We start from the raw sequence: 25,282 nt of genomic DNA on the forward strand, positions 1-25,282 counted from the left end.
GCTAGAGATCGAGGAGTGCCGCCGCCGGCGACTCGATCACCGCCCGCAGCTGACCGAGGAACGCGCCGACCTGCGCCCCGTCCGCAACGCGGTGGTCGAACGCGCACGTGAGTCGCATCGTCGGCCGCGCCACCACCTCGCCGTCGACCACCACCGCGCGCGGCCGCAGCGAACCGACGCCGAGGATCGCGGCTTCGGGGTGGTTGATCACCGGCACGCCGTCGTCGAGCCCCAGTGCCCCGAAGTTCGACACGGTGAACGTCGACCCCTGCATCTGCGCCGGCGCGAGCGTGCCCTCGCGGGCCGCCGCCACGAGCTGGGCGATCTCGTCGCCCAGCTGGCGGGTGGTTCGGGTCTGGGCGTCCTTGACCACCGGGACCAGCAGCCCGCGCGGCGCTGCCACCCCGACGCCGAGGTGAACCGCTGAATGGGTGTGGATGCGTGGCCCGTCGACGGTGTCCAGCCAGGTGGCGTTGAGCTCGGGATGTCTGCTCAGCGCCACCACGGTCAACCGCAACACCAGCACGAACGGGGTCACCGATGTCGCGCCGACAGACCGGCAGTGATCCCGCAGCCGCAGCAGCTCGGCCCCGTCGACATCCACCGACGCGTGCGCGTCGGGAATCTCGCTGCGCGACTGAGCCATTCGTCGTGCCGTCGCCAGCCGCACACCCGTCACCGGCGTATCGGTTCCCGGGCCGGCCGCGGCGAGCACGTCGGCGCGGGTGACGATGCCCTCCGGTCCGGAGCCGTCGACGCGACCCAGGTCGACGTCGAGGTCGGCGGCCAGCTTGCGCACCGGCGGCTTGGCGCGGGCCCGGCGGCGGCTGCCGTCGAGCGCGTCGTCGGCGCCGTAGCCGACCAGCACCGGTGTACGCCGCGGCGCATCCGCTGTCTCGACGCGTACCAGCAGAGAGCCGACCCGCAGCGTCTCCCCCTCGGCGCCACCGAGTTCGGCGATCCGCCCGGCGAACGGACTGGGGATCTCCACCTCGGCCTTGTTGGTCTCGACCGTGCACAGCGTCTGATTCAGCGTCACCTCGTCACCGACGGCGACGGCCCAGCTGGTGATCGTGGCGTCCTCCAACCCTTCGCCGAGGTCAGGCACCAGGAATTCCCGTGACGCACTCATGGCCGGCTCATCGCGTCGTCGACACAGTCCATCAGCCGGTCGACGCCCGGCAGCCACAATCGTTCCAGCCGGGCGGGTGGGTACGGCGTGTCGAATCCGGTGGCGCGTAGCACCGGCGCTTCCAGCTCGTAGAAGCACTCCTCGGAAATCCGCGCCGCCAGCTCGGCGCCGAAACCCAGTGTGCGCGAGCCCTCGTGCATCACCACGGCCCGTCCGGTCTTGCGCACCGACGAGGTCACCGTGGCCATGTCCAGCGGGTTCAATGTGCGAAGGTCGACGACTTCGAGGCTCGCAGTCGATGTTTCGGCCGCTGTCAGCGCCGTGGCGACCAGGGAGCCGTACGTGATCACGGTGACGTCCTCGCCGGGACGCCGGATCGCTGCGCGCCCCAGCGGTTCCGCCGGGTTGCGGGTGTCGACGGGTTCCCTGGCCCAGTAGCGGCGTTTGGGCTCCAGAAAGATCACCGGATCGCGTTCGGCGATCGCGTATCTCAACAGCCAGTAGGCATCCGACGGTGTGGAGGGGACGACGACCTTGAGACCTGCGGTGTGCAGCCAGTAGGTCTCGGTGGATTCCGAATGATGCTCCACCGCGCCGATCCCGCCGAACGACGGGATGCGGATTGTCACCGGCATGTCGATGTCGCCGTGGGTCCGCATGCGGTACTTCGCGAGGTGGCTGACGATCTGGTCGAAAGCCGGCGCTGCGAAGCCGTCGAACTGGATCTCCGGCACCGGGACGAAACCGCGGATCGCCATCCCGATCGCGATGCCGATGATCGCGGACTCTGCGAGCGGTGTGTCGAAACACCGTCCATCGCCGAACTTCTGGGCCAGTCCGTCGGTGACGCGGAAGACACCGCCGAGCGTGGCGACGTCCTCCCCGAAGACCAGCACGCGGTCGTCGGCGAGCATCGCATCCGAGAGCGCTCTGTTGATGGCCTGCGCCATCGACAGTGTCTCCACGTCCGGCACGGCGTCATCGAACCCGAAGGGCCGCTCGATCAGCTGTGTCATGTCACGCCTCCTCGAGTGTGTCGGCGCCCAGTTCGGCCATCAGCTGTTCGCGCTGGCGGGCCAGATCGGGCGTGATGCGGTGGTAGACGGTGTCGAACACCTCTCGGATGTCGGCGTCGGGCTCACTGAGCACGGCCTCCCGTAGCTCGCTGCGCACCCGTTGTGCCCGGTGCGTGACCCGATCGTCCAATCGCTGCGTCCACATGCCCTCGCCCTCGAGGTAGGTGCGGTACCGGGCGATGGGATCCCGTGCGCGCCAACGGTCCACCTCGTCGTCGTCGCGGTAGCGGGTCGGGTCGTCGGAGGTGGTGTGCGGCCCCATCCGGTAGGTCACCGCCTCGATCAGGGTCGGCCCCCCACCGGCGCGGGCGCGGGCGGCCGCGTCACTCATCAACGCGAAACAGGCGAGGACGTCATTGCCGTCGACACGCAACCCGGGCATGCCGTAGCCGTCGGCGCGCTGGGCGATCGACGGCGCGGCCATCTGGCGGTGCATCGGCACCGAGATCGCCCACTGGTTGTTCTGCACGAAGAACACGCACGGCGCCCGGTAGACCGACGCGAGGTTGAGCGCCTCGTGCACATCACCTTCGCTCGTGGCGCCGTCGCCGAAGAACGCGACGGTCACACTGTCCTCACCGAGGCGCTGGGCAGCCATTGCGGCACCGACGGCGTGCAGGCCCTGGGTGCCGATCGGAATCGAGATCGGCGCGCAGCATTTGTCGGTGAACCCGAGCCCGCCATGCCACCGGCCACGCCACAGAGCGCCCAACTGAGGCGCGGAAATCCCCCGCACCAAGAACGCTCCGAGCTCCCGGTACTGCGGGAACAACCAGTCGGTCTTGCGCAAGCAGGCCGTCGCGCCCACCTGCGCGGCTTCCTGCCCGCGACAGGATGCGTAGAGCGCCAGCTCACCCTGCCGCTGAAGATTCACGAACTCGGTGTCGAGTTCGCGGGTGAGCACCATGGACTCGTAGAGCCAGGCGGATGTCTCGGGAGGCAGCTGTCTTCGGTATCGGGTTTCCGCTGTCGGCTCGCCGTCGGGCGCGACGAGCGCAATCGGGTCGACAACACCGGCCATACCGCCTCCTAGGGTCACTGCCGGCGGATCGCGCCGTCAGTCGACTGAGGTGCTCAGCGCAGGGGCGGTCGGTGCTGACCTCTGGTGGGAGGTCTGTCCGTCAGCTGCCGGGGTGGGGCGCCAACGCGACGATGCGCTCCGCCCGCCGAAGCACTGGGGCATCCACCATGATGCCACCGAAAGCGAAGACGCCGCGTTGGTTGCGAGCCGTGTCGAGGACGCGCCGCGCCCAATCGATCTGCTCCTCGGTGGGCGAGTAGGCCGACCGGATGACCGCGACCTGCGTCGGGTGGATCGCGACCTTGGCGTCGAACCCGACCGCGACCGCGTCGTCGCTCTCTCCGCGCAGCCCGTCGAGATCTGCGATGTCGAGGTAGACGGAGTCCAGGGCGAGCCGGCCGTAGGCCTTGGCAGCGAGGAGACTCTGCGAGCGGACGTGGCGAGCGACGTCGCGATAGGTGCCGTCGGGCCAGCGGTTGGCGGTTCCGCCGGTCACCGCGAAAAGGTCCTCCGCACCCCACATGACGGCGCAGGTGTTGTCGACCCGCGCCAGCTCGGGGACGATCAGCGCGCCCAACGGCGTCTCGACGAGCACGATGACGTCACGGGGCGCCAACGACGCCACCTGGTCGGCGGTTTCGGTCTTGGCAAGCATCACGGTGCCGTAGTCGGTCGAGGCCAGCGCCTCGAGATCCTGTGCGTGGTCCGCGGTACCGACCGGGTTGACGCGCACGACTGTGCGCGTGGGGTCCAGCGGTGTCTCGATCAGCGCGGAGCGCGCCGCCGCCCGGTCTTTGGCGGCCACCCCGTCCTCGAGGTCGAGGATGACGACATCAGCTGCGGCCGCGGCCTTCTCGAAGCGTTCGGGTCGATCGGCCGGGCAGAACAGCCATCCCGGACCGGGCGAGTCGAGCATCACGCCTCCCCGTCAGGACGCTTGCGCACCATGGTCTTTCGCGACGCGGTGGCGACGACGTCGCCGTGCTGATTGCGGCCGGTGTGGGCGAACGTCACGATCCCCTCACCGGGGCGGCTCTTGGACTCCCGCTTGTCGGTGACCTCGGTTTCGGCGTAGAGCGTGTCCCCGTGGAACAGCGGCTTGGGAAACGCGACCTCACCGAAGCCGAGGTTCCCGACGATCGTGCCCTGCGTCAGTTGCGCCACCGACAGGCCCACCAGCGTCGACAGCGTGAACATCGAGTTGACCAGCCGCTGATGGAACGGCGGCAGCGCATCGGAGAACGCCGCGTCCAGGTGCAGCGCCTGGGTGTTCATCGTCAGCGTGGTGAACAGGACGTTGTCGGCCTCGGTGATCGTGCGGCCGGGCCGATGCTGATACAGCACTCCGGTCTCGAACTCCTCGAACCACAGACCCCGCTGCACGACCACCCGGTTCACAGTCCGAGCTCCCGCCCGATCAGCATCAGCTGCACTTCCGTTGTCCCCTCGCCGATCTCGAGAATCTTGCTGTCCCGGTAGTGCCGCGCCACCGGGTACTCGTTCATGAAGCCGTAGCCGCCGAAGATCTGGGTGGCGTCGCGGGCGTTGTCCATCGCGGCTTCACTGGACACCAGCTTCGCGACCGCGGCGGCCTTCTTGAACGGCTTGCCCGACAGCATCAGTGCGGCCGCGTCGTAATACGCCGCCCTTGCGGTGTGAGCACGCACCTCCATCCGGGCGATCTTGAACGCGATGGCCTGGTTGGTGCCGATCGCTCGGCCGAATGCGTGCCGTTCCTTGGAGTACTTCACGCATTCGTCGACGCAGCCCTGGGCAGCGCCCACCGACAGCGCAGCGATCGCGATACGGCCCTCGTCGAGGATGCGCAGGAAGTTCGCGTAGCCGCGACCCCGCTCGCCGAGCAGGTTCTCCTGCGGGACGCGGACGTCGTCGAAGCTGAGCGGGTGGGTGTCCGAGGCATTCCAGCCGACCTTGTTGTAGGCCGGTTCGGCGGTGAAGCCGGGTGTGGGCACAGGCACCAGGATCGAGCTGATCTGCTTCTTGCCTTCGATGTCACCCGTGACCGCCGTGACCGTGACCAGCTTCGTGATGTCGGTCCCCGAGTTCGTGATGAACTGCTTGCTGCCGTTGATCACCCAGTGGCCGTCGTCGAGGCGCGCGGTGGTCTTGGTCGCGCCTGCGTCGCTGCCACCACCGGCCTCGGTCAAACCGAACGCGCCCAACGCCTTTCCCGACGCCAGCAGCGGCAGCCACTCCTGCTTCTGCTCCTCGGTGCCGAACCGGTAGACGGGCATCGCGCCGAGGGAGACCCCGGCCTCCAGCGTGATCGCCACGCTTTGGTCGACCTTGCCGAGTTCCTCCAGCGCGAGGCACAGCGCGAAGTAGTCACCGCCCATGCCTCCGTACTCCTCGGGGAAGGGCAGCCCGAACAGGCCCATGTCGGCCATACCAGCGACGACCTCGTAGGGGAACGAGTGCTCCTCGTCGTGCTTGGCGGCGACGGGAGCGACGACGCTTTGGGCGAAGTCGCGGACCGTCTTGGCCAGCTGCGCGTAGTCCTCGGGCAGCGTGCCGGTCGAGAGGAAGTCGGTCATTGCGGTTGCTCCTTGGTCGCCGTGATCCGGGCCAGTACCTGGCCCACCTTCACCTGTTCGCCCGCGCCGACGAGGAGTTCGGCCACTCCGTCGACCGGCGCGGTGAGTGCGTGTTCCATCTTCATCGCCTCGACGGTGACGACCACGGTGCCCGCGGTCACCGTGGCGCCGTCGTCGACGCCGACCGCTACGACCGTGCCGGGCATCGGGCTGGTCAGGTCGGCGTCCCCGCTGTGTGCGTCGTCCGGTCGCACGGGCGCTTCGCGCACCTCGTCGACCACTCTCACCCGCCCGCCGGCGGCGAGCCACATCGCGCCGTCGTGGTCGGCGACCAGGTACTGGCTGCGGACACCGTCGATCGCGACAGTGAGCCGATCGTCCTCGAGATCGGCACTGAGTGAACGGCTTTCACCGCCTTCGACGGCCACGGTCGCTGCACCGGGCGTGCCGGTCAGGAAGACGTGGTCGGTGCGATCCCCCGCGCGCAGCCGGATCGGTATCGACGCCCGGCCTGCGATGCGCCACGCTGACGGAACCGCCCAGGGGCTCGCGGGCTGGGCCGGCCAACTCGTCAGCCACCGGTACGCGGCGGCGGCGATGAGATCGTCGTCCCGTACGGGCGCGGGCGTGAACTCCGGGAGACGCCGGTCGAGCAATCCGGTGTCGAGGCGGCCCGCCGCGACGTCGGGGTCGGCCACGAGGAACCGCAGGAAGTCGACGTTGGTGGTCAGCCCCAGCACGACGGTGTCGGCGAGCGCAGCGTCGAGAGTCCGCAGCGCGCTCGCCCGGTCGTCGGCGTGGGCGATGACCTTGGCGAGCATCGGGTCGTAGTCACTGCCGACGACGGTGCCCGGCGCCAGCCCCGAGTCCACCCGGACACCCGGGCCCCCGGGTTCGCGCAGCGCGAGCACGGTGCCGCCGGTCGGCAGGAAGCCGCGAGCCGCATCCTCGGCGTAGACGCGCGCTTCGATGGCGTGCCCGTGCATCCGGATGTCGTCCTGAGCGACGGGCAGCGTCTCCCCGGCAGCGATACGCACCTGCAGCTCGACCAGATCCAGACCAGTGACCATCTCGGTCACCGGATGCTCCACCTGCAGCCGCGTGTTCATCTCCATGAAGAAGAACTCCTCAGGCGTGTCGGCGGAGACGATGAACTCCACGGTGCCGGCACCGGTGTAGTCGACGCTGCGGGCCGTGTCGCATGCCGCGGCGCCGATGCGCGCCCGTGTCGCCGCGTCCAGCAGCGGCGAGGGCGCCTCCTCGATGACCTTCTGATGTCGGCGCTGAAGGCTGCATTCCCGTTCACCGAGATGCACGACGGCACCGTGGGTGTCGGCGAGCACCTGCACCTCGATGTGGCGCGGGTTGAGCACGAACCGCTCGAGGAACAGGGTGTCGTCGCCGAACGCCGAGGCCGCTTCGCGGCGCGCGCTGGCCAGTGCGCCCGGCAGCTCGTCGGCCCGGTGCACGACGCGCATGCCCTTGCCGCCGCCACCCGCCGACGGCTTCACCAGCACCGGGAAGCCGATCTCCGGGGCGGTCGCGATCAGATCGTCGTCGGTCAAACCGGGCCGGGAGATGCCCGGTACCACCGGAACCCCGGCCGCCGACACCGTGGCCTTCGCCGAGATCTTGTCGCCCATGGTGCGGATCGCCGCGGTCGGCGGTCCGATGAACGTGACTCCCGCGTCGTCGAGGGCGTGAGCGAAAGCCGCGTTCTCCGAGAGGAATCCGTACCCAGGATGTACTGCCTGCGCACCGGCGCGTCGGGCAGCCGACAGCAGCGCGTCGATCGACAGGTAGCTCTGCCGGGCCGGCGCGGGGCCCAGGCGTACGGCGACGTCTGCTTCGGCGACATGGCGGGCACCGGCATCGGCGTCGCTGAACACGGCGACCGATCGGATTCCCATGGCACGCAATGTGCGGATGACACGGACCGCGATCTCGCCGCGGTTGGCCACCAAGACCGTTTCGAACATCGTCACATCCTGAAGACGCCGTAGGAGACCGGGTTCAGCGGCGCCTGGGCGGCGACCGAGAGCGCCAGTCCTACAACTGTTCTGGTGTCGGCGGGGTCGATGACACCGTCGTCCCACAACCGTGCGGTGGAGTAGTAGGGATTGCCCTGCGCCTCGTACTGGGCACGGATCGGCGCCTTGAACGCCTCTTCCTCGTCCGCGGTCATGTCCCCGCGGATGGTCGCGAGCACCGCCGCGGCCTGCTCGCCCCCCATCACCGAAATCCGGGCGTTGGGCCACATCCACAGGAAGCGAGGTGAATACGCGCGCCCGCACATCGAGTAGTTCCCGGCGCCGTATGACCCCCCGATCACGACGGTCAGCTTGGGCACCCGCGCGCACGCCACCGCGGTGACCATCTTAGCGCCATGCTTGGCGATACCGCCCGCCTCGTAGTCGCGGCCGACCATGAAACCGGAGATGTTCTGCAGGAACAACAACGGGATGACGCGCTGGTCGCACAGCTCGATGAAATGCGCACCCTTGACCGCGGATTCGCCGAAGAGCACCCCGTTGTTGGCGATGATGCCGACGGGATGGCCGTGGACGCGGGCGAATCCGGTGACCAGGGTGGTGCCGTAGTTCGCTTTGAACTCGGCGAATTCACCGCCGTCGACGATGCGGCTGATGACCTCACCGACGTCGTACGGGACGCGGGGATCGACCGGCACGACGTCGTAGAGCTCGGTCTGGTCGGCCACTGCGTCCACGACCGGGGCCACGTCCCAGGGGGTGTCGGCCTTCGGTGCCAGCGTGCCGACGATGCGGCGGACGATGCGCAGCGCGTCGCGGTCGTCGTGGGCCAGATGGTCGGCCACCCCGGACACTTTGGCGTGCAGGTCCCCGCCGCCCAGTTCCTCCGCGGTGACCACTTCGCCGGTCGCGGCTTTCACCAGCGGCGGTCCCCCGAGGAAGATGGTGCCCTGATTGCGGACGATGACGGACTCGTCGCTCATCGCGGGCACGTATGCCCCGCCCGCGGTGCACGACCCCATGACGGCCGATATCTGCGCAATTCCGTTGGCGCTCATGGTCGCCTGGTTGTAGAAGATGCGCCCGAAGTGCTCGCGATCGGGGAACACTTCGTCCTGACGCGGCAGGAACGCACCGCCGGAGTCCACCAGATACAGACAGGGCAGCCGGTTCTGCAGCGCGATCTCCTGCGCGCGCAGGTGCTTCTTCACCGTCACCGGATAGTAGGTGCCACCTTTGACCGTCGCATCGTTGGCGACGATCATGCATTCGCGGCCCGACACCCTGCCGATTCCGGCGATCAGGCCGGCCCCGGGGCACTCGTCGTCGTACATCCCGTCGGCCGCCAGTGCGGCGATCTCGAGGAAGGGGCTGCCGGGGTCGAGCAATCCGTTCACGCGGTCGCGGGGCAGCAGTTTCCCGCGGTCCACATGACGTTCGCGGGCCCGCTGCGGACCGCCGAGCGCCGCGGTGGCCAGCTTGGCGCGCAGTTGCTCGACCAGTTCGACATGGTCGTCACGATGTGATGTCCGCGTCGGCATCGTCGCAGTCCGCCTCGAGTCGAGTTAATGATGACTAACTGGTGGTATGTTAATCACAATTAACTCATGATGTCCATCGGCTCGGAGAGGATGCGCCATGACCGCCGCCGACGCCGCGTCCCGACGCAGCCGGGCCAAGTCAGACCGACGCGGCCAGCTGATCGCGGCGGCCGAGCACCTGATCGCCGAACACGGCTATCTGGCAGTCAGATTGGAAGACATCGGTGCCGCCGTGGGTGTCAGCGGGCCGGCCATCTACCGACACTTCCCCAACAAGGAAGCTCTGTTGGCCGAGCTGCTGGTCGGGATCAGCACCCGGCTGCTGACCGGCGCGTCGGCGGTGGTGGACACGACGCCGGATCCCGACGCGGCATTGGCGGCCCTGATCGACTTCCACCTCGACTTCGCCATCGGCGAGTCCGACCTCATCCGCATACAGGATCGCGATCTGAACAACCTGCCCGCGCCGGCGAAACGTCAGGTGCGCCGGGCGCAACGCCAGTACGTCGAGACCTGGGTCGGCGTGCTGCGACGCCGACGACCCGAGCTGTCCGAGGCGTCAGCCCGGGTGATGGCGCACGCGACGTTCGGCCTACTGAACTCGACGGCCCACAGCATCAAGCCCGGGAGCACGAAAACGGCCGAGGCCACGTCGCGAACCGTCTTGCGGGCAATGACGGTCGCTGCGTTGACCTCGGCCGAATGCGAAATCGATTGAGCGTCAATACCACGCTCGGCGGCCGCCGACCGGACGGCCGACAGAGCCGAGCACCCAGAACACCGCGCCGATCACCAGCAGGACCACACCGATGTACAGCACTGTGGCGATGTTGAAGACCCAGCCCAGGATCAGCAGGATCGCGCCGAGAACGATCATGGCTCCTCCATTCCGCGATGGACTGTCAGGGATTACTGACTCGGTTCGGGCACATTGCAATCCGTGACTTTCGGATTGACACCCGCGTAGTTGAGCGGCCCGGCGACGACCGTCAGCGCGATGCTGCCGGCGGTGGCGCAGTTGGCCTCACCGCCGGTGAAATAGTCGCGTTGGTAGGCGGCGAACACCCCGATCAACAACCAGACGAGCACAATGACGCCGAGAATTCCTCGCATGTCCTGCCTCCTCCGTCACCGCGCCCTCTGTGGCGCGCAGTCGGGTTTACCCGGCGGACAATTTCGGTAAACGTGCCCGCACCTCAGCCCGTGAAGGCCGCAGTCAACCAGCTCGTCATGGCTTTCAGGAGTACTGCGCGGTTTTCGCGCTTGTCGATCTCGTGGCCGTCGTCGTCGAACAGCAGCAGCTCGGCATGCGTGCCCTGCGCGACCAGGGCCTCGTACATCTGTTGCGACTCGCTGGGCGGCACGTTGGTGTCGTTGAGGCCGTGCACCAGTAGAAGCGGCGCGGTGATCGCGTCTGCCCGGGGCAGCGGCGAGAGCTGCTCGAGCAGGGCCTGATCGCTGACGGGATGCCCGTACTTCGGGTAGGCGGCCGCGGCAATCCACTGCTCGGTGGTGCGGTACCAGTTGTTCAAGTCGCTCATCCCGCAGATGCTGATGCCGGCAGCGAACTCCTCAGGGTGGAACGCCAGCGCGGCCTGCGTGAGGTACCCGCCGTAGGACCAACCGCAGCACGCGACGCATCCCTCGGGTGCGTACCCGCCGTCGACCAGGAAGCGCACCGCGTCGGCGACGTCGTCGATCGCGGCGAAACGCCGTTCCCGGTCGTCGGCGTGCATGAACGACCGGCCGAACCCGCCGGATCCGCGCACGTTGGGCAGGAACACGCAGATACCCGCGTCGAGCAGCCCGGGGAAGAACTCGTTGTAGCCCGGCCTCCCCTGCCCCTCGGGACCACCATGGAGGAACAGCATCGCGCCGATGGTCTCGACACCGTCCGGCGGCCGGAACAGCCAGCCCGTGAACTCCAGACCGTCACGCGCGGTGACGGTCTCCAGCGTCGGGTCCGCCGACACCGGACCGCTACTGGGTTCACGATCGACGACCTCCCACTCACGGGTACGCGGATCGACCAACTCGACCGTGGGCGGCATCGACGGCCCCTCGACCGTCAGCGCCAGCATCGACCCGCCGGCACTGATCGACAGCTCGCTGGCGACCATGCCCGGCAACGGGATCGGATCGTAGAGTGTGTAGTCGGCATACTCCAGGATCTGTAACTCGCTGGCGCCGTGGCGATTCCACAGCATCGCGACTGTGGACAGGTCGTCGCTGACGGTGAACTCGTCGAGTTCACAGCCCTGCCGTTCGGCCACCACGTGGTAGGCGACGCCGTCGGCGGTGACCGTCACCTCGAGCAGTCGCGCGTACTCGGCGCCGTTCTCGCTGCGGATCAGCGCGCGGACAAAGCCCTCCGTGCTGTTGACGTCGTAGTCACGAGCGGGGTGATAGAGCTTCGTCTGTTCGCCCTCCGGCCCGTAGCGCAGCCGCCGCGGACTGTGATCGTCCAGGATGATGCCGGTGTCGGTGGTCGAGCCGGGATCAAAGGGCAGCAGACCCGTCTCCGTGAGCCCCCGCAGCATGATGAGATCGCGGTATCCACGCGGCCCGACGCGCACCAGCGAGGCACCGCACCACGCGTCGACCAGCCGACCGGCCGAGCGCCGGTCGAGCACGATCGTCATCCCGTCGGCCGGATCGATCAGACACGAGCTACCCACACCGTCCTCGCCGGTGAGGATCGCCGCGACTCGGGTGCCGTCCCAGCTGATCAGCTCGGCGGTGCCCTCCACGCCTGAGGGCCAGTGGTCGATGCGTCGGGCCGCGCGGTCATCGGGATCGGTTGTGACGACCCAGATCTGGCTGCGGGTGCCGCCAACGGGTGAGACCTGACAGGCCAGCCAGTGACCGTCGGCCGAGTGCAGGACCCTGGTGACCGGACCGTCGACCGGCAGTTCCACGTCGCGCGACGACGTTGCCCGCCAGCCCCGCAGGAACCGCTGCACCGCCCGCGGGTATCCCCCGTCGTCGATCAGATGGGCGAAGGCGGTGGCGTCGGGGGACATCGACGCCCCGTAAACCCGGCGAACCTGCTGTGCCACGGTGCTCGATTCTCACACGCTCGGTCCGTCTCGGCGCCCCGGGCCACCGGGGCGCAGCCACAGGTACCCTGCAGCCATGAGGTGGGTATGACGGATTCACCCGACAGACGTCGCGACGACCCGACGCAGGCCTTGGGCGGCGGCTACCCCACCTATCCCGGTTACTCCGATCCCGCCTACGCCGGCCAGACCCCGTACGGACCGCCCTACCAGCCGCCGCCCGGTCCCCGGCCTACCGAGCAGCTGCCGCCCTACTCGTCCTACGGCTACGACCCCTACGGCACCGGCCAGTACCCGTCCGGACCCGGCGCCTACGGCAGCGAGCCGCCACCACCACCGGAGGACCCCAAGCCGCCGCGGTGGCTCTGGGTGGTCGCCGGGCTCGCCGTCCTCACGATCATCGGCCTCGTCATCGCGCTGGTGATCGTCAACAGCTCCCGCCAGCAGACCGTGATGGCGCCCGCACCGGCCGCGCCGGAACCCAGCCTCACCACGACCCGGCCCACCCCGACCACCCAGCCCACACCGACGACGTCGCGCCCGCCGCTGACCTCTGTGCTGCCGCTGCCCACGCCGCCGTCATCACCCATCACCACCCCGGAGCAGACGACGCCGTCCGGCCCCACCGACACCGTCGTCTACACGGTGTCGGGCACCGGGCGCGTCATCAACATCACCTACGTCGACACCGGCGGACTGCTGCAGACCGAGTTCAACGTGATGCTCCCGTGGACCCGCGAGGTCTCGCTGGCCCAGCCCGCAGAGCGGTCGGCCAGCGTCAGCATCATCAACGTGGGCCGGGAGGTGACGTGCTCGATCACCGTCAACGGCACCCAGGTGCAGCAGCGCGACGGCGCCGGTCTCACCGTGTGCTCGGCGGGTAGGCGCTAGCCGCTGACATGCCTGCCCGGCACGCGCACCGGGGCGAATGCGACCAGGCCCAGCACCAGCACCACCAGCAGGCCGGCCAGGCCCGCGCGATCGCTGTCGAAGATGTCGATGAAGGCGGAGAACAGCCACGGCGCGAGGAAGGTGGCGGCGCGTCCGGCGGTGGCGTAGAGCCCGAACGTGACGCCTTCCTTGCCGTGCATCGCCATCCGCATCATCAGCGTGCGCGCAGAGGCCATCACCGGGCCGATGAACAGGCACAGCGTCAGCCCGAGTATCCAGAACGCCAGTGCACCGGAGAGGGCCAGCAGCGTCACCCCCACAGCGATCATCGCCACCAGCGACGTGATGATGACCCGCTTGGCGCCCAACCGGTCGTCGGCGAACCCACCGACCACGGCGCCGACGGCCGCCACCACGCAGGCCGCGATCCCGAACAGCAGCACATCGGCGGTGGAGACGCCGTAGACCTGCACGCCGAGCACGGCACCGAAGGTGAACACCCCGGTCAGGCCGTCGCGGAACAACGCGCTGGCCCCCAGGTAGTAGATGACATTGCGGTCACGGCGCCACTCCTCGCGGAGCTCGCGCCAGATACGTCGATACGCACCGATGAAGCCCACCTGCGGCGGCAACACACCCGCACCCGCGGGCCCGCGCAGCAGCAGCGGCAGCGCGAACAATGCGAACCAGGCGGCCACCAGGAACATCGCCGCCCGCACGTTCTGCCCGTCGGCCGTGGGTAGTCCCAACAGCCCGCGGGTGTCTCCGCTTCCGGACACGAACCCGACGTAGACGATGACCAACACCAGCACACTGCCGAGATAGCCTGCGCCCAAACCCATTCCGGACACCCGGCCGGCGGTCTGCGGGGTGGACAGATCGCGAAGCATCGCGTTGTAGGGCACCGTGGACAGCTCGCTCAGCGCCGCGGTGGCGGCGAGCATCACCAACCCCGGCAGCAGGAAGCGGTGATCGTCGCGGATCAGACTCATCGACGCGACGAGCACCACCATCGTGGCCGTGAGCAGGGCTAGCGCCCGGCGCCGCCGCCCGGGGGCATCCACCCACACCCCAGTGACCGGCGCGAACACCGCCACCACCAGCCCGGCCACTGCCAGCGCGCGGCCCAGCCAACTCGTCGGGTTGGCATCGCCGGGGAGGTCGTCGCCGACCGCGTTGGTCAAGTACACGGAGAACACGAACGTCACGACGATCGCGTTGACCGGGGTGGCGCCGAAATCCCACAGCACCCAGGCTGCGACGCGGGATCGCACCGGACCGGCAGCTGGAGCCTGGACCGGAGGCGACTCGCTCATGGACGCCCACGATATAGTCAGCGCCCATGCCCGTCCCCGGACCCAGTGCACAGGCGCGTGCGGTCGTCACCGGCGCGTCCCAGAACATCGGCGAAGCGCTGGCCGTCGAGCTCGCGGCCCGCGGCCATCACCTGATCATCACCGCTCGCCGCGGCGAGGTGCTCGAAGCGCTCGCCGAACGCCTCCGCACGCGATACGGCGTCACCGTCGAGGTCCGCGCGGTCGACCTGGCCGATCCGGCCGCCCGCGCCGAACTGTGCGCCGAGCTGGCCGAGCGGGAGATCTCGATCCTCTGCGCGAACGCCGGGACCGCGACGTTCGGGGCGGTGGTGACGCTGGACCCGGCCGACGAACGCAAACAGGTGCAACTCAACGTGCTCGGAGTGCACGACCTGGTGCTCGCGGTGCTTCCCGGCATGGTGGCGCGCCGCGCTGGCGGCATCCTCATCTCCGGCTCGGCGGCGGGCAACTCCCCCATCCCGAACAACGCCACCTATGCCGCGACGAAGGCGTTCGCCAACACGTTCAGTGAATCGCTACGCGGAGAGGTGAAGTCCGCCGGCGTGCACGTCACCGTGCTGGCGCCCGGACCGGTGCGCACCGAACTGCCCGACCCCGACGAGCAGTCCCTGGTCGAGCGCCTGATCCCCGACTTTTTGTGGATCGACACCGAGTACACCGCGAAGGTGTCGCTCGACGGGCTGGACCGCAACAAGATGCGCGTCGTTCCCGGCATCACGTCCAAGGCGATGTCGGCGGCCAGCGGTTACGCGCCGCGGGCGATCGTCGCGCCGATCGTGGGCGCGGTGTACAAGAAGCTCGGGGGCGACTAACGGCGGCGGCGGTGCCTGACTAACGACGGCGGCGCCGGCGACCCGTACCGAAGATGCTGCGCGTGATCTCGCGGCCGATCACCGTGCCCGCCGACCGCATCGCGCTCTTGAACGCCGGACTGTCCATCACGGTGTCGAGGAAGCCAGGCTCCCGCGGCGCCACCGGCTCCGGCATCGGCGGCAGGTCGAACGGCGGTGGCAGCGGAACCTGTTGCGGCTGCGGCAGTTCCGCTTGTGACGCTTCCGCGGGAGGGGCCAGCTTGGCGGCCAGACGCTCGTAGGCCGATTCCCGGTCGACGGTCTGCCCGTACTCCGCCTGCAGCGGGCTGGCCGCCGCGGCGGCCGCGATCGCCTCGGGCCCGATCGTGTCCATCAGTGAGCGCGGTGCGCGCACCCGCGTCCAGGCCACCGGCGTGGGCACCCCGTTCTCCGACAGCACCGTCACGATGGCCTCACCGATGCCCATGGACGTCAGCGCGGACTGCAGGTCGTAGACGTCGGTCTTCGGATAGGTGCGCACCGTCTTGTTCAGCGCCTTCTCGTCGTCCGGGGTGAACGCGCGCAGCGCGTGCTGGATGCGAGCCCCGAGCTGGCTCAGCACGTCCTTCGGCACGTCGGTGGGCTGCTGAGTGCAGAACAACACTCCGACGCCCTTGGAACGGATGAGCTTGACGGTCTGCTCGACCTGCGACAGGAACGCTTTCGACGCATCGGTGAACAGCAGGTGAGCCTCGTCGAAAACGAACACCAGCTTGGGTTTGTCGACGTCGCCGACTTCGGGCAGCGTGGTGAACAGGTCGGCCAGCACCCACATCAGGAACGTCGAGAACATCACCGGCCGGGTCGCCTGAGCACCGAGTTCCAGCAGCGAGATCACGCCGCGTCCGGAGGCGTCGACGCGCAACAGGTCGGCCGGCTCGAGCTCTGGCTCCCCGAAGAACGTGTCGCCGCCATCGGCCTCGAGGTTGACCAGAGCGCGCAGGATGACCCCGGCGGTGGTCGTCGAGACCGCCCCGAGCGCCTTCAGCTCGGGCTTGCCCTGCTCGCTCGTCAGGAACTGGATCACCGATCGCAGATCCTTGGTGTCCAGCAGCGGCAGCCCCTGCTGATCGGCCCAGTGGAAGATCAACCCGAGCGTCGACTCCTGAGTTTGATTGAGGCCCAACACCTTCGATAGCAGGATGGGGCCGAAGCTGCTGATGGTCGCGCGCACCGGCACACCGGCCCCCGCGGTGCCCAACGACAGGAACTCCACCGGGAAGGACGCCGGCGTCCACGCGTCGCCGGTGTCGGCGGCACGCTGGGTGATCTTGTCATTGGCGGTACCCGGCCGCGACAACCCCGAGAGGTCGCCTTTCACGTCGGCCATCAGGACCGGCACGCCCGCCGCGGACAGCTGTTCGGCGAGCATCTGCAGCGTTTTGGTCTTGCCGGTTCCCGTCGCTCCGGCCACCAGCCCGTGCCGGTTGACCGTCGCCAACGGGATGCGTACGCGGGCGGTCGGATCACTGACACCGTCGACGACGACCGACCCGAGTTCGAGCGCCGGCCCCTCGCCTGCGTAGCCCGCCGCGATCTGCTGGGCCGCATCGCTTGACGACTCCGTCACCATGCGTCGCACCTTAGTGCGGTGCGAGGAATTAGTGTGGATCGCTGTGCGTGACGAACTGGTGTGGATCGACTGTGAGATGACCGGGCTCGACTTGAGGACCGATCGCCTCATCGAGATCGCGGTCCTGGTGACAGACTCCGACCTCAACATCCTCGGCGACGGTATCGACGTGGTGATCCACGCCGAAGAGGACGCTCTGACGTCGATGGTGGATGTCGTCACCCAGATGCACACGAAGTCGGGGCTGATCGACGAGGTGCGGACATCGACCATCGATCTCGCCACCGCCGAGACGATGGCGCTGGACTACATCCGCGAGCACGTCAAGCAGGCCAAGACGGCGCCGCTGTGCGGCAACTCGATCGGCACGGATCGCGGTTTCCTGGCCCGCGACATGCCCAAGCTCGACGACTACCTGCACTACCGGATGATCGACGTCAGCTCCATCAAGGAACTGTGCCGACGCTGGTATCCCCGCATCTACTTCGGCCAGCCGGAGAAGGGGCTGGCGCACCGTGCGCTGGCCGACATCCACGAGTCGATCCGCGAGCTGCGGTACTACCGGCAGACCGCATTCGTGCCGCCAACCGGACCGTCGACCAGCGAGATCGCGGCGATCGCCGCCCAGTTGGGGCCGACATCGGCAACTGATTCGGCTGACGGGGGTTCCACCGGCTAGTATCGACGACGCCGTGCAAGCGGCAATGGTGGCTGTAGTTCAGTTGGTAGAGCACCAGGTTGTGATCCTGGCTGTCGCGGGTTCGAGTCCCGTCAGCCACCCCGCCGGTCAGGGGCCCCTCGTGGGCCCCTGACTTGTTTCTCGGGTCCTTTTCTTGGGATCGGTAGCGCCAGCGTCCCTTTTGACTGTGTCTCAACCGCAGACCGCGGAACACACCGTCGAAAGGACCGCCCCATGAAGCTCCCCGCCGCACTCGAGACCCACGTCAACCGCGTCGACCGTCAGCGCGCGCTGGTGATCGGCATCAGCACCGGCCTGGTGGCCTTCTGGTCGGCCTACCGCGTCTTCTGGTCGCTGTACCTGAGCCTGAGCTACGACTTCCTGTTCGGCTCGCTGGTCATCTCGATCGTCCTGTGGGGCGTCATCGGCGTCGCCGCCGGCATCACGTCCGCGGCGTTCATCCTCCGCTACACCAACTACCCCGAGGATCAGCAGCAGCCGAACGTCTGACCCCCGATACCGCCATCGCCCCGCCGGTATGTCCGACGGGGCGATCGGTGTCAGATGTTGGCGTTACCGGCCTTCCACTGCTCCCACGGAATGTTCCAGTCACCGAGCCCGTCGGTCCCCGGCAACGGCGACCCCACGGTGTTGACGATCTCGACGATGTCCCCGCGCTTGGCGTTGTCGTAGAACCACTTGCCGTTGCTGGTGCTCACGTTGATGCACCCGTGGCTGACATTGCTGTAGCCCTGGCTGCCCACCGACCATGGTGCGGCGTGCACATAGATGCCGCTGTAGGAGATCTGGGTGGCCCAATCCACCTCGGTGCGATAGCCATTCGGCGATTCGACCGCGACACCGTAGGTCGACGAGTCCATCACCATGTGTGCGCGACGGTCTCCGACGATGTAGGTGCCGTTGTTTGTCGGCGTGCTGTTCTTGCCCATGGACACCGGCATCGACTTGATGACCTCACCGTTGCGCTTCACCGTCAGCGTCTTGGTGTTGTCGTCGACGGTCGTGACGACCTGGTCGCCGATCGTGAACGAGGTCGAGACGTTCTCCTGACCGAACAGGCCGTCGCCGAGATCGACACCGTAGGTGTTGACGGCCACCTCAACCTTGGTGCCCGGCTTCCAGTACTCGGCCGGGCGCCAGCGCACCTCGCGATTGCTCAGCCAGTAGAAGGCGCCCTCGACTTCGGGTGTGGTCTTCACCGTAATGGCCTGTTGTGCGGCAAGGCGATTGGGGATGTTCTCGTCGAACCGGACGGCGATGGGCTGCCCCACCCCGACCACTTCGCCCTCGTTGGGCAGCACGTACGGCATCGTCAAGTTCTCGGGCGAATGCGTCTCGAACGACATCTGCCGTTTGGCCACCCCGCCGAGACCGAGCGACTCCGCAGTGAGCGTGTAGCGCTTGTTGTAGCCCAGCGGTTCAGCGGTCTCCCACGTCAGGCCGTCCTCGGACAACTGCCCCTGCACGGGCTTGCCGTTCTCGTTGACCATCGACACCGCGCCGAGGACACCGAACTCCGCGCTGACCGTCACCGGCGAATCCACACTCACGCCGACCGCGCCGTCCTTCACCGAGGACGTGAGCTTGGGCACCAGCAGATCGCCGAACGGGGTGCCCTTCTCGTCGATGACCGCAGGTGCGGCCGACTCGGTCCCGCCCCCACACGCCGTCATCGCCAGCGCCATCGCGGGAACCAGCACGACGGCAGCCAGCCAGGCCCGCCCGCGCCGCGAGCGCGTCGCCGTGTTGTCCTGCCCCATAGTTCGCTCCACCTTCTACACAGACTTGTCGAGGAATACCCACAGGTGATTCCCAGGATCGTTGGGACCGATTCTACGGTGCATTTCGCATGCGCACATGAACGCGACGTTGCGATCGAGAAGTGCCCTGACGAGGGGATTCTTCGGTGATTTCCGTCCTGCGCCGCGGGCCTGTTATTGTCTCACACGCGCGCCGTTAGCTCAGTTGGTAGAGCAGCTGACTCTTAATCAGCGGGTCCGGGGTTCGAAACCCTGACGGCGCACCACCAGAAAAGCCCCGCCGAGGCGGGGCTTTTTCGCTGTGGCTCTACAGCGTTCGCGCCAGGCGGGCCGCCAGCAGATCGGCGAAACGCGCCGGATCATCGAGCGCACCACCTTCGGCCAGAAGCGCCGTCCCGTAGAGGAGTTCGGCCGTCTCCGCGACCGCCGGATCGTCGGGACGGTCCTGATGGGCCTGACGCAGCCCGGTGACGAGCGGATGGTCCGGGTTGAGTTCGAGGATGCGCTTGGCGACGGGAACGTCCTGCCCCGACGCCTTGTACAGGCGCGCCAGGGCCGGGGTGATGTCGAACGCGTCGGTGATCAGGCAGGCCGGCGATTCGGTCAACCGCGACGACAACCGCACCTCCTTGACGTGCTCGTCGAGCGTCTCCTTCAGCCACGACAGCAGATCGGCGAAGGTCTTGCCCTGCTCCTCGCGCTCGGCTTCGCGCGCCGAGCGCTCCTCGTCGGATTCCAGGTCCACCTCTCCCCTGGCCACCGACTGCAGCGCTTTCCCGTCGAACTCGGTCACGGTCTGCACCCAGACCTCGTCGACCGGGTCCGTCAGCAGCAGCACCTCATAACCCTTGGCCTTGAACGCCTCCAGATGCGGCGACTTGAGGATCTGCTCCCGTGTCTCGCCGGTGGCGTAGAAGATCTGCTCCTGGCCGTCCTTCATGCGCTCGACGTAGCCCGCCAGCGTGGTGGGCTCCTCGTCGCCCTCTATGTCACTACGGGTCGACACGAACGACGCGATCCGCAGCAGCGCGTCGCGGTTGTCGGCGTCGGAGAGCAGACCCTCCTTGACGACACGGCCGAACTGCGTCCAGAACGTGCGGTAATCCTCCGGACGTTCGGTCTGCATCTCCGCGATGGTCGAAATGACCTTCTTGGTCAGGCGCCGGCGGATCGCGGTCACCTGACGGTCCTGCTGCAAGATCTCGCGAGACACGTTGAGCGACATGTCCTGTGCGTCCACGACACCCTTGACGAAGCGCAGGTACTGCGGCAGCAGCTCGTCGCAGTCGCCCATGATGAACACCCGCTTGACGTAGAGCTGGATGCCGACGTGCGCGTCGCGGTCGAAGAGGTCGAACGGCGCCTGCGACGGGATGAACAGCAGCGCCTGGTATTCGAACGTGCCCTCGGCCTTCATCGCGATGACCTCGAGCGGTTCGTCCCAGGCCCGCGCGATGTGCCGATAGAACTCGGTGTACTCCTCGGCGGACACCTCGTCCTTGGGGCGCGACCACAGCGCCCTCATCGAGTTGAGCGTCTCGGTCTCCACCGTGACCGAGTCTTTCTGGTCCTCGCCACCCTCCTCGGCGGCAGGGTTGCGCCGCTCCACCTGCATACGCACCGGCCAGGAGATGAAGTCGGAGTACTTCTTCACCAGGTTCCGCAGCGTCCACTCCGCGGTGTAGTCGTGCAGCTGGTCCTCGGCGTCTTCGGGCTTGAGGTGCAGCGTGACCGACGTGCCCTGCGGCGCATCGGCGACGGCGGCGATCGTGTAGGTGCCATCGCCACTCGACTCCCAGCGGGTGGCCTCACTCTCCCCTGCTTTGCGGGTGAGCAGCTCGACACGGTCGGCCACCATGAACACCGAATAGAAGCCGACGCCGAACTGACCGATGAGCTGCTCCCCGGCGTCGCCGGCCTCCCCGCCGGGTGCCTCGCGCAACTGCTGGCGCATACGTGCCGTGCCCGACTTGGCCAGCGTGCCGATCAGCTCGACAACCTCGTCGCGGCTCATGCCGATGCCGTTGTCACGGACGGTCAGCGTGCGTGCCTGCTTGTCGGTGATGAGCTCGATGTGCAGATCCGAGGTGTCGACCTCGAGGTCCTTGTTCCGGTACGCCTCGAGCTTCAGCTTGTCCAGGGCATCCGAGGCATTCGAAATGAGCTCGCGCAGAAAGGATTCCTTGTGGGAATACACCGAATGGATCATCAGATCCAACAGCTGCCGGGCCTCGGCCTGGAATTCGAACTGCTCCACATCCGCGCTCATGACGTCCTCCTTCTCTTCTCTTCGCGCAGTGGAATCGTGTGGGTCTCAGCGCCGCGGCGCACCCGGCCCGGGCTGACCCGTCAACGGGTTGGGGGCGGCACCGGGCTGTCCCGGATGGTGCTGCTGCTGGTGCGCCTGCATCGCCTGGACGAGCGGATTTTCTTTCATCAGCGAGCGGCGATCGTCGTCGCTCAGTTCGTAGAAGGTCCACATGGCCCACGCGGCGGGCCGCACGTACAGCGTGACCTTCTGCCGCTTGCGGTTGTTCTGGGGCAGCATCGCCGGAATCGGCACCACCCGATCCAACGTCACGGCGCTGACCAGTTCCTGCGCCAGCTGATCGACGTCGGTCAGATCCTGAAGTTCGTACACCGAAGCCTGGTGGCTGGGTTGCGACGGGCCCTGCAGGGCGAGAAACCACGCCATCGCGCGTCTCCTTTGCTCGTGGTGGATCAGCCGTCAGCGTAGATGACCCGGCACTGGTGCCGACGCCCCTGTCTGTCCGCGGAATCGCGCACCCGTTTTTGACGATCGCGAAAAATAATTCGGTTCCGGACGACGAGCGTTGCGCAATGTGCTAGGAGTCACTGAGACGAGCGGATATCGACTCATGCGTCAACGTCGAGATGCGGCCCGAACATTTCCTCAGTGCGCTACATGGATAGTGATTGCGCTGGCCATCGGCTACATCGGGTGTTACTGTGCCGTTAGCTGATCACAACGGTACCGGGGCCTCCCCGGTCGGTGTCGGGGAAACGAGGAACTTAGCTGATGTCAGGGCTGATGGAGCCGTCGGTGACCGCAGCCGCGCCAGATGCCGCGGGTGCGGACGCAGCCTCGCAGCATCCGGTGCTCGTGCACAGCTGTAGCCGGATTGGCCGCGTGGCCAACCCGCCAGGGTTTTCCTTCTCGAACTGGTTCCGCTCGGCTCGTCGGCGCTGAACCGTCAGCGGTGGACTGTCAGCGGCGCGCGCGCCGCACCACCACCACGAGCACCAGCACGCCGACGCCTGCCAGAGACAACGCCACCGGCGGCTTCTTCACGAAGCGCACCGCACCTGCTTTGAGATCCTCGGCGAGCCGACGCGGATTGGCCCGCGTAGCCAACGAGTCGACAGTCAGAGCCAACTGATCGCGCGCCTGATCGATCTCGGCCTTGATGGTGTCGGGATCACGATCCGCCACGTATGCCTCCGCCCGTCTGTCGGTCCTGCCGCACTACCCTAGTTCAGCGGGCGCCAAGCGCAGCGCCCGGTCGCGCATCGATGCCACAGATCGAAGGAGAGCCACCAGCCATGTCGCAGACTCCCCGCCTCGAGGTGGGCGATCAAGCCCCCGCATTCAGCCTCCCCGACGCCGACGGGAACACCGTCAAGCTGTCGGACTACACAGGCCGAAAGGTCGTCGTGTACTTCTACCCCGCCGCTTCCACCCCCGGCTGCACGAAGGAGGCCTGCGACTTCCGCGACAACCTGGCCGAGCTGAACGGCGCCGGGCTGGACGTCGTCGGCATCTCCCCCGACAAGCCCGAGAAGCTCGCCAAGTTCCGGGACAAAGAAGAGCTCAACTTCCCGCTGCTGTCGGATCCCGATCGCAAGGTGCTCGAGGCCTGGGGCGCCTATGGCGAGAAGACGATGTACGGCAAGACCGTGCAGGGCGTCATCCGCTCCACGTTCCTCGTCGACGAGAAGGGCAAGATCGAAGTGGCCCAGTACAACGTGCGTGCCACCGGTCACGTCGCCAAGCTACGGCGCGATCTGTCCGTCTGATCCGAGCTTCGCGAGCAGCCCCAGTTTCGCCAGTAGCAGAGCTTCCGCCGTCGCGGCGCGTTCCAGAACTCCCAGGTGCAGGCTCTCGTTGATGCTGTGCGCCTGGGTGTCTGGGTCCTCGACGCCCGTCACCAGGATCGTGGCGTCGGGGAATGCTGCGGCGAAGGCCGCGATGAACGGGATCGAGCCGCCCACACCGGTGTCCACCGCGTCGCGACCCCACGCCTCCCGAAACGCCTCGCGCGCCGCGTCGTAGATCGGTCCGGTGGCGTCGATGGCATAGGGCTGGCCGACGTCGCCCGGGGTGACCGTGACGCGCGCACCCCACGGCGCGTGCTGCTCCAGATGCCGGGTCAGCGCGGCCAGGTGCTCGCCGGCGTCGCCGCCAGGGGCCACGCGCATGCTGACCTTGGCCCGCGCCGACGGGATCAACGTGTTCGACGCCTTGGCGATCGGGGTGGTGTCGATCCCGATGACCGTGATCGCGGGCTTGGCCCACAGCCGTTGTGCCACTGCGCCAGAACCGATTTCGTCGACACCGTCGAGCACCCCGGTGTCGGAACGCACCCGTTCCGGGGTGTAGTCCACGTCCGCCGCCGTTGCCTCGTGCAGGCCCTCGACGGCCACATTACCGTCGTCGTCGTGCAGGCTGGCCAGCAGCCGCACCAGCACCATGAGCGCGTCGGGCACGACGCCGCCCCACATACCGGAGTGCAGGCCGTGATCGAGTGTGGAGACCTCGACGATGCAGTCGGCCAGGCCGCGAAGCGACACGGTCAGCGACGGGGTGTCGGTGCTCCAGTTGTCGGAGTCGGCGATCACGATGACGTCGGCGGCCAGCGCGTCCTTGTGGGCCGCCAGCAGGCGCGACAGCGACGGTGAGCCGGATTCTTCCTCACCCTCGACGAACACCGTCACGCCGACGGGCGGAACCCCACCGTGGGCCCGGATAGCCGCCAAATGTGTTGCGATACCGGCCTTGTCGTCGGCCGTACCGCGACCATAGAGCCGGCCGTCACGCTCCGTCGGCTCGAACGGCGGACTGTGCCAGGCCGCGGGATCGCCCTCTGGTTGAACGTCGTGATGCGCGTAGAGCAGCACCGTCGGCGCACCCTCAGGTGCCGGATGGTGAGCGATGACCGCGGGCGCGCCACCCTCGGAGACGATCCGGACATCGCCGAAACCCGCCCCGGACAACAGCTTCGCCACAGCCTCGGCGCTGCGCGTCACCTCGTCGCGGCGCTGGGGGTCTGCCCAGACGGACTCGATGCGCACCAGATCCTCGAGATCGGCACGCACCGACGGAAGGACGTCGCGGACCCGCTGAACGAGATCACTCATAGCGACGAGAGTAGTGCCGCTACCGCTCTTCGAGGACCGCGACTGCGGCCGCGGTGTCGGCCTCGTGAGTGAGTGACAGGTGGATCGTCACCTCTTTGAGGTGCTCGGCCACCGCGCCCGTCAACCGGACGCGGGGCCGGCCCCACATATCGGTGATCACCTCGATGTCGCGGTGGATCGCCTCCGGCAGCACCGGCCGCTTGGAGAACCGCGACCCCGACCACGCCTTGATCACGGCCTCCTTGGCCGCCCACCGCGCCGCCAGGTGGCGCGCCGCCGACGAACTCTTGTCGGCGGCGTCGCGCCGCTCCCCTGGCGTGAACGTTTCCGCGAACACCGTGCCCGGCCGATCCACCTGCTCGGCGAAGTCGGGAATGGAGACGAGGTCGATACCTATCCCGACAATGCCCACGGCC

Annotated in this window: 25 protein-coding genes and 2 tRNA genes; 8 read left to right on the top strand and 19 right to left on the bottom strand. The window is 67.8% G+C overall.

Features of this window, described 5'->3' with window-relative positions; genetic code table 11:
- Position 1: 1 nt before the first annotated feature.
- From ACZYYX_RS25950 to ACZYYX_RS25985, 8 genes are all read right to left on the bottom strand, one after another.
- Complete coding sequence (locus tag ACZYYX_RS25950; RefSeq protein WP_463817645.1) at positions 2–1,132, bottom strand: dihydrolipoamide acetyltransferase family protein; 1,131 nt, start codon at positions 1,130–1,132, stop codon at positions 2–4.
- Positions 1,129–2,148: an alpha-ketoacid dehydrogenase subunit beta gene (locus tag ACZYYX_RS25955; protein ID WP_463817646.1), complete on the bottom strand. Its 1,020-nt coding sequence runs from the start codon at positions 2,146–2,148 to the stop codon at positions 1,129–1,131. Before ACZYYX_RS25955 ends, ACZYYX_RS25950 begins: the two co-directional genes overlap by 4 nt.
- 1 nt (position 2,149) lies before the next feature.
- A complete protein-coding gene (gene pdhA, locus ACZYYX_RS25960) occupies positions 2,150–3,229 on the bottom strand; it encodes a pyruvate dehydrogenase (acetyl-transferring) E1 component subunit alpha (protein ID WP_463817648.1) in 1,080 nt (359 codons plus the stop codon).
- 100 nt (positions 3,230–3,329) lie between these two features.
- On the bottom strand, positions 3,330–4,145 hold the full coding sequence (locus ACZYYX_RS25965) for an HpcH/HpaI aldolase/citrate lyase family protein (protein ID WP_463817650.1): 816 nt from the start codon (positions 4,143–4,145) through the stop codon (positions 3,330–3,332).
- Positions 4,145–4,627 carry a MaoC family dehydratase gene (locus ACZYYX_RS25970; protein ID WP_463817652.1) on the bottom strand — a complete coding sequence of 161 codons (483 nt, stop codon included), beginning with the start codon at positions 4,625–4,627 and terminating at the stop codon, positions 4,145–4,147. The genes ACZYYX_RS25965 and ACZYYX_RS25970 overlap by 1 nt, the downstream gene beginning before the upstream one ends.
- Positions 4,624–5,784, bottom strand: coding sequence for an acyl-CoA dehydrogenase family protein (locus ACZYYX_RS25975; protein WP_463817653.1), 1,161 nt, complete (start codon positions 5,782–5,784; stop codon positions 4,624–4,626). The genes ACZYYX_RS25970 and ACZYYX_RS25975 overlap by 4 nt, the downstream gene beginning before the upstream one ends.
- Positions 5,781–7,763, bottom strand: a complete 1,983-nt coding sequence (locus ACZYYX_RS25980; protein WP_463817654.1) for an acetyl/propionyl/methylcrotonyl-CoA carboxylase subunit alpha — start codon at positions 7,761–7,763, stop codon at positions 5,781–5,783. Before ACZYYX_RS25980 ends, ACZYYX_RS25975 begins: the two co-directional genes overlap by 4 nt.
- A 2-nt stretch (positions 7,764–7,765) precedes the next feature.
- A complete protein-coding gene (locus tag ACZYYX_RS25985) occupies positions 7,766–9,316 on the bottom strand; it encodes a carboxyl transferase domain-containing protein (RefSeq protein WP_463817655.1) in 1,551 nt (516 codons plus the stop codon).
- A gap of 97 nt (positions 9,317–9,413) precedes the next feature.
- On the opposite strand from ACZYYX_RS25985, the gene ACZYYX_RS25990 reads away from it, so the two are divergent.
- On the top strand, positions 9,414–10,034 hold the full coding sequence (locus ACZYYX_RS25990; protein ID WP_463817656.1) for an SACE_7040 family transcriptional regulator: 621 nt from the start codon (positions 9,414–9,416) through the stop codon (positions 10,032–10,034).
- 3 nt (positions 10,035–10,037) lie between these two features.
- On the opposite strand, the gene ACZYYX_RS25995 is transcribed toward ACZYYX_RS25990, so the two are convergent.
- From ACZYYX_RS25995 to ACZYYX_RS26005, 3 genes are all read right to left on the bottom strand, one after another.
- Positions 10,038–10,193, bottom strand: coding sequence for a DUF6131 family protein (locus ACZYYX_RS25995; protein ID WP_463817657.1), 156 nt, complete (start codon positions 10,191–10,193; stop codon positions 10,038–10,040).
- A 32-nt stretch (positions 10,194–10,225) separates the two neighbouring features.
- Complete coding sequence (locus ACZYYX_RS26000) at positions 10,226–10,429, bottom strand: hypothetical protein (protein WP_335331227.1); 204 nt, start codon at positions 10,427–10,429, stop codon at positions 10,226–10,228.
- An 83-nt stretch (positions 10,430–10,512) separates the two neighbouring features.
- The gene (locus tag ACZYYX_RS26005) at positions 10,513–12,339 is read right to left on the bottom strand and encodes an alpha/beta hydrolase family protein (protein WP_463817777.1); all 1,827 of its coding nucleotides are present in this window, start codon (positions 12,337–12,339) and stop codon (positions 10,513–10,515) included.
- A gap of 123 nt (positions 12,340–12,462) precedes the next feature.
- Between ACZYYX_RS26005 and ACZYYX_RS26010 the strand changes: the two genes are divergently transcribed.
- Entirely contained in the window at positions 12,463–13,266 is an 804-nt protein-coding gene (locus ACZYYX_RS26010) for an MmpS family transport accessory protein (RefSeq protein ID WP_463817659.1), read from the top strand.
- Here the strand turns inward: ACZYYX_RS26010 and ACZYYX_RS26015 are convergent.
- Positions 13,263–14,582 (bottom strand): MFS transporter, encoded by a 1,320-nt coding sequence (locus ACZYYX_RS26015; protein ID WP_463817661.1) that lies wholly within the window; start codon positions 14,580–14,582, stop codon positions 13,263–13,265. The two genes, ACZYYX_RS26010 and ACZYYX_RS26015, sit on opposite strands and share 4 nt — an antisense overlap.
- A 26-nt stretch (positions 14,583–14,608) precedes the next feature.
- On the opposite strand from ACZYYX_RS26015, the gene cmrA reads away from it, so the two are divergent.
- The gene (gene cmrA, locus ACZYYX_RS26020) at positions 14,609–15,415 is read left to right on the top strand and encodes a mycolate reductase (RefSeq protein ID WP_463817663.1); all 807 of its coding nucleotides are present in this window, start codon (positions 14,609–14,611) and stop codon (positions 15,413–15,415) included.
- 19 nt (positions 15,416–15,434) lie between these two features.
- Here the strand turns inward: cmrA and ACZYYX_RS26025 are convergent, their stop codons facing one another.
- A complete protein-coding gene (locus ACZYYX_RS26025; protein ID WP_463817665.1) occupies positions 15,435–17,027 on the bottom strand; it encodes a helicase HerA-like domain-containing protein in 1,593 nt (530 codons plus the stop codon).
- A 43-nt stretch (positions 17,028–17,070) separates the two neighbouring features.
- On the opposite strand from ACZYYX_RS26025, the gene orn reads away from it, so the two are divergent.
- The 3 genes from orn to ACZYYX_RS26040 all read left to right on the top strand — a co-directional run bounded on the left by orn (position 17,071) and on the right by ACZYYX_RS26040 (position 18,216).
- Positions 17,071–17,706, top strand: coding sequence for an oligoribonuclease (gene orn / locus ACZYYX_RS26030; protein ID WP_463817666.1), 636 nt, complete (start codon positions 17,071–17,073; stop codon positions 17,704–17,706).
- 28 nt (positions 17,707–17,734) lie between these two features.
- Positions 17,735–17,807 (top strand) — tRNA-His (locus ACZYYX_RS26035).
- A 133-nt stretch (positions 17,808–17,940) separates the two neighbouring features.
- Complete coding sequence (locus tag ACZYYX_RS26040; protein WP_463817667.1) at positions 17,941–18,216, top strand: hypothetical protein; 276 nt, start codon at positions 17,941–17,943, stop codon at positions 18,214–18,216.
- A 50-nt stretch (positions 18,217–18,266) separates the two neighbouring features.
- Here ACZYYX_RS26040 and ACZYYX_RS26045 read toward each other — a convergent pair whose 3' ends face one another.
- Entirely contained in the window at positions 18,267–19,487 is a 1,221-nt protein-coding gene (locus ACZYYX_RS26045) for a L,D-transpeptidase (protein ID WP_463817668.1), read from the bottom strand.
- 190 nt (positions 19,488–19,677) lie between these two features.
- On the opposite strand from ACZYYX_RS26045, the gene ACZYYX_RS26050 reads away from it, so the two are divergent.
- A tRNA-Lys gene (locus ACZYYX_RS26050) sits at positions 19,678–19,753 on the top strand.
- Between the two features lie 41 nt (positions 19,754–19,794).
- Here the strand turns inward: ACZYYX_RS26050 and htpG are convergent.
- The 3 genes from htpG to ACZYYX_RS26065 form a co-directional block, all read right to left on the bottom strand.
- Positions 19,795–21,756, bottom strand: a complete 1,962-nt coding sequence (htpG, locus tag ACZYYX_RS26055; RefSeq protein ID WP_463817670.1) for a molecular chaperone HtpG — start codon at positions 21,754–21,756, stop codon at positions 19,795–19,797.
- Positions 21,757–21,801: 45 nt separating this feature from the next.
- A complete protein-coding gene (locus ACZYYX_RS26060; RefSeq protein ID WP_463817671.1) occupies positions 21,802–22,182 on the bottom strand; it encodes a hypothetical protein in 381 nt (126 codons plus the stop codon).
- A gap of 534 nt (positions 22,183–22,716) precedes the next feature.
- A complete protein-coding gene (locus ACZYYX_RS26065) occupies positions 22,717–22,941 on the bottom strand; it encodes a DUF3618 domain-containing protein (RefSeq protein ID WP_463817672.1) in 225 nt (74 codons plus the stop codon).
- Positions 22,942–23,051: 110 nt separating this feature from the next.
- On the opposite strand from ACZYYX_RS26065, the gene bcp reads away from it, so the two are divergent.
- Positions 23,052–23,525, top strand: coding sequence for a thioredoxin-dependent thiol peroxidase (gene bcp, locus ACZYYX_RS26070; RefSeq protein WP_463817673.1), 474 nt, complete (start codon positions 23,052–23,054; stop codon positions 23,523–23,525).
- Here the strand turns inward: bcp and ACZYYX_RS26075 are convergent.
- Together ACZYYX_RS26075 and acpS are read right to left on the bottom strand one after the other, a co-directional pair.
- Positions 23,502–24,866, bottom strand: a complete 1,365-nt coding sequence (locus ACZYYX_RS26075; protein ID WP_463817674.1) for a M20/M25/M40 family metallo-hydrolase — start codon at positions 24,864–24,866, stop codon at positions 23,502–23,504. The genes bcp and ACZYYX_RS26075 overlap by 24 nt on opposite strands.
- Before the next feature lie 19 nt (positions 24,867–24,885).
- A complete protein-coding gene (gene acpS, locus ACZYYX_RS26080; protein ID WP_110797910.1) occupies positions 24,886–25,278 on the bottom strand; it encodes a holo-ACP synthase AcpS in 393 nt (130 codons plus the stop codon).
- Positions 25,279–25,282: the final 4 nt, after the last annotated feature.

Source organism: Mycobacterium sp. IDUB_1 (assembly GCF_055419625.1).

Coding starts and splice junctions, on each gene's coding strand:
- ACZYYX_RS25950 (WP_463817645.1), bottom strand. CDS start 1,132: ATGAGTGCGTCACGGGAATTCCTGGTGCCTGACCTCGGCGAAGGGTTG.
- ACZYYX_RS25955 (WP_463817646.1), bottom strand. CDS start 2,148: ATGACACAGCTGATCGAGCGGCCCTTCGGGTTCGATGACGCCGTGCCG.
- pdhA (WP_463817648.1), bottom strand. CDS start 3,229: ATGGCCGGTGTTGTCGACCCGATTGCGCTCGTCGCGCCCGACGGCGAG.
- ACZYYX_RS25965 (WP_463817650.1), bottom strand. CDS start 4,145: ATGCTCGACTCGCCCGGTCCGGGATGGCTGTTCTGCCCGGCCGATCGA.
- ACZYYX_RS25975 (WP_463817653.1), bottom strand. CDS start 5,784: ATGACCGACTTCCTCTCGACCGGCACGCTGCCCGAGGACTACGCGCAG.
- ACZYYX_RS25980 (WP_463817654.1), bottom strand. CDS start 7,763: ATGTTCGAAACGGTCTTGGTGGCCAACCGCGGCGAGATCGCGGTCCGT.
- ACZYYX_RS25985 (WP_463817655.1), bottom strand. CDS start 9,316: ATGCCGACGCGGACATCACATCGTGACGACCATGTCGAACTGGTCGAG.
- ACZYYX_RS25990 (WP_463817656.1), top strand. CDS start 9,414: ATGACCGCCGCCGACGCCGCGTCCCGACGCAGCCGGGCCAAGTCAGAC.
- ACZYYX_RS25995 (WP_463817657.1), bottom strand. CDS start 10,193: ATGATCGTTCTCGGCGCGATCCTGCTGATCCTGGGCTGGGTCTTCAAC.
- ACZYYX_RS26000 (WP_335331227.1), bottom strand. CDS start 10,429: ATGCGAGGAATTCTCGGCGTCATTGTGCTCGTCTGGTTGTTGATCGGG.
- ACZYYX_RS26005 (WP_463817777.1), bottom strand. CDS start 12,339: ATGTCCCCCGACGCCACCGCCTTCGCCCATCTGATCGACGACGGGGGA.
- ACZYYX_RS26010 (WP_463817659.1), top strand. CDS start 12,463: ATGACGGATTCACCCGACAGACGTCGCGACGACCCGACGCAGGCCTTG.
- ACZYYX_RS26015 (WP_463817661.1), bottom strand. CDS start 14,582: ATGAGCGAGTCGCCTCCGGTCCAGGCTCCAGCTGCCGGTCCGGTGCGA.
- cmrA (WP_463817663.1), top strand. CDS start 14,609: ATGCCCGTCCCCGGACCCAGTGCACAGGCGCGTGCGGTCGTCACCGGC.
- ACZYYX_RS26025 (WP_463817665.1), bottom strand. CDS start 17,027: ATGGTGACGGAGTCGTCAAGCGATGCGGCCCAGCAGATCGCGGCGGGC.
- ACZYYX_RS26040 (WP_463817667.1), top strand. CDS start 17,941: ATGAAGCTCCCCGCCGCACTCGAGACCCACGTCAACCGCGTCGACCGT.
- ACZYYX_RS26045 (WP_463817668.1), bottom strand. CDS start 19,487: ATGGGGCAGGACAACACGGCGACGCGCTCGCGGCGCGGGCGGGCCTGG.
- htpG (WP_463817670.1), bottom strand. CDS start 21,756: ATGAGCGCGGATGTGGAGCAGTTCGAATTCCAGGCCGAGGCCCGGCAG.
- ACZYYX_RS26060 (WP_463817671.1), bottom strand. CDS start 22,182: ATGGCGTGGTTTCTCGCCCTGCAGGGCCCGTCGCAACCCAGCCACCAG.
- bcp (WP_463817673.1), top strand. CDS start 23,052: ATGTCGCAGACTCCCCGCCTCGAGGTGGGCGATCAAGCCCCCGCATTC.
- ACZYYX_RS26075 (WP_463817674.1), bottom strand. CDS start 24,866: ATGAGTGATCTCGTTCAGCGGGTCCGCGACGTCCTTCCGTCGGTGCGT.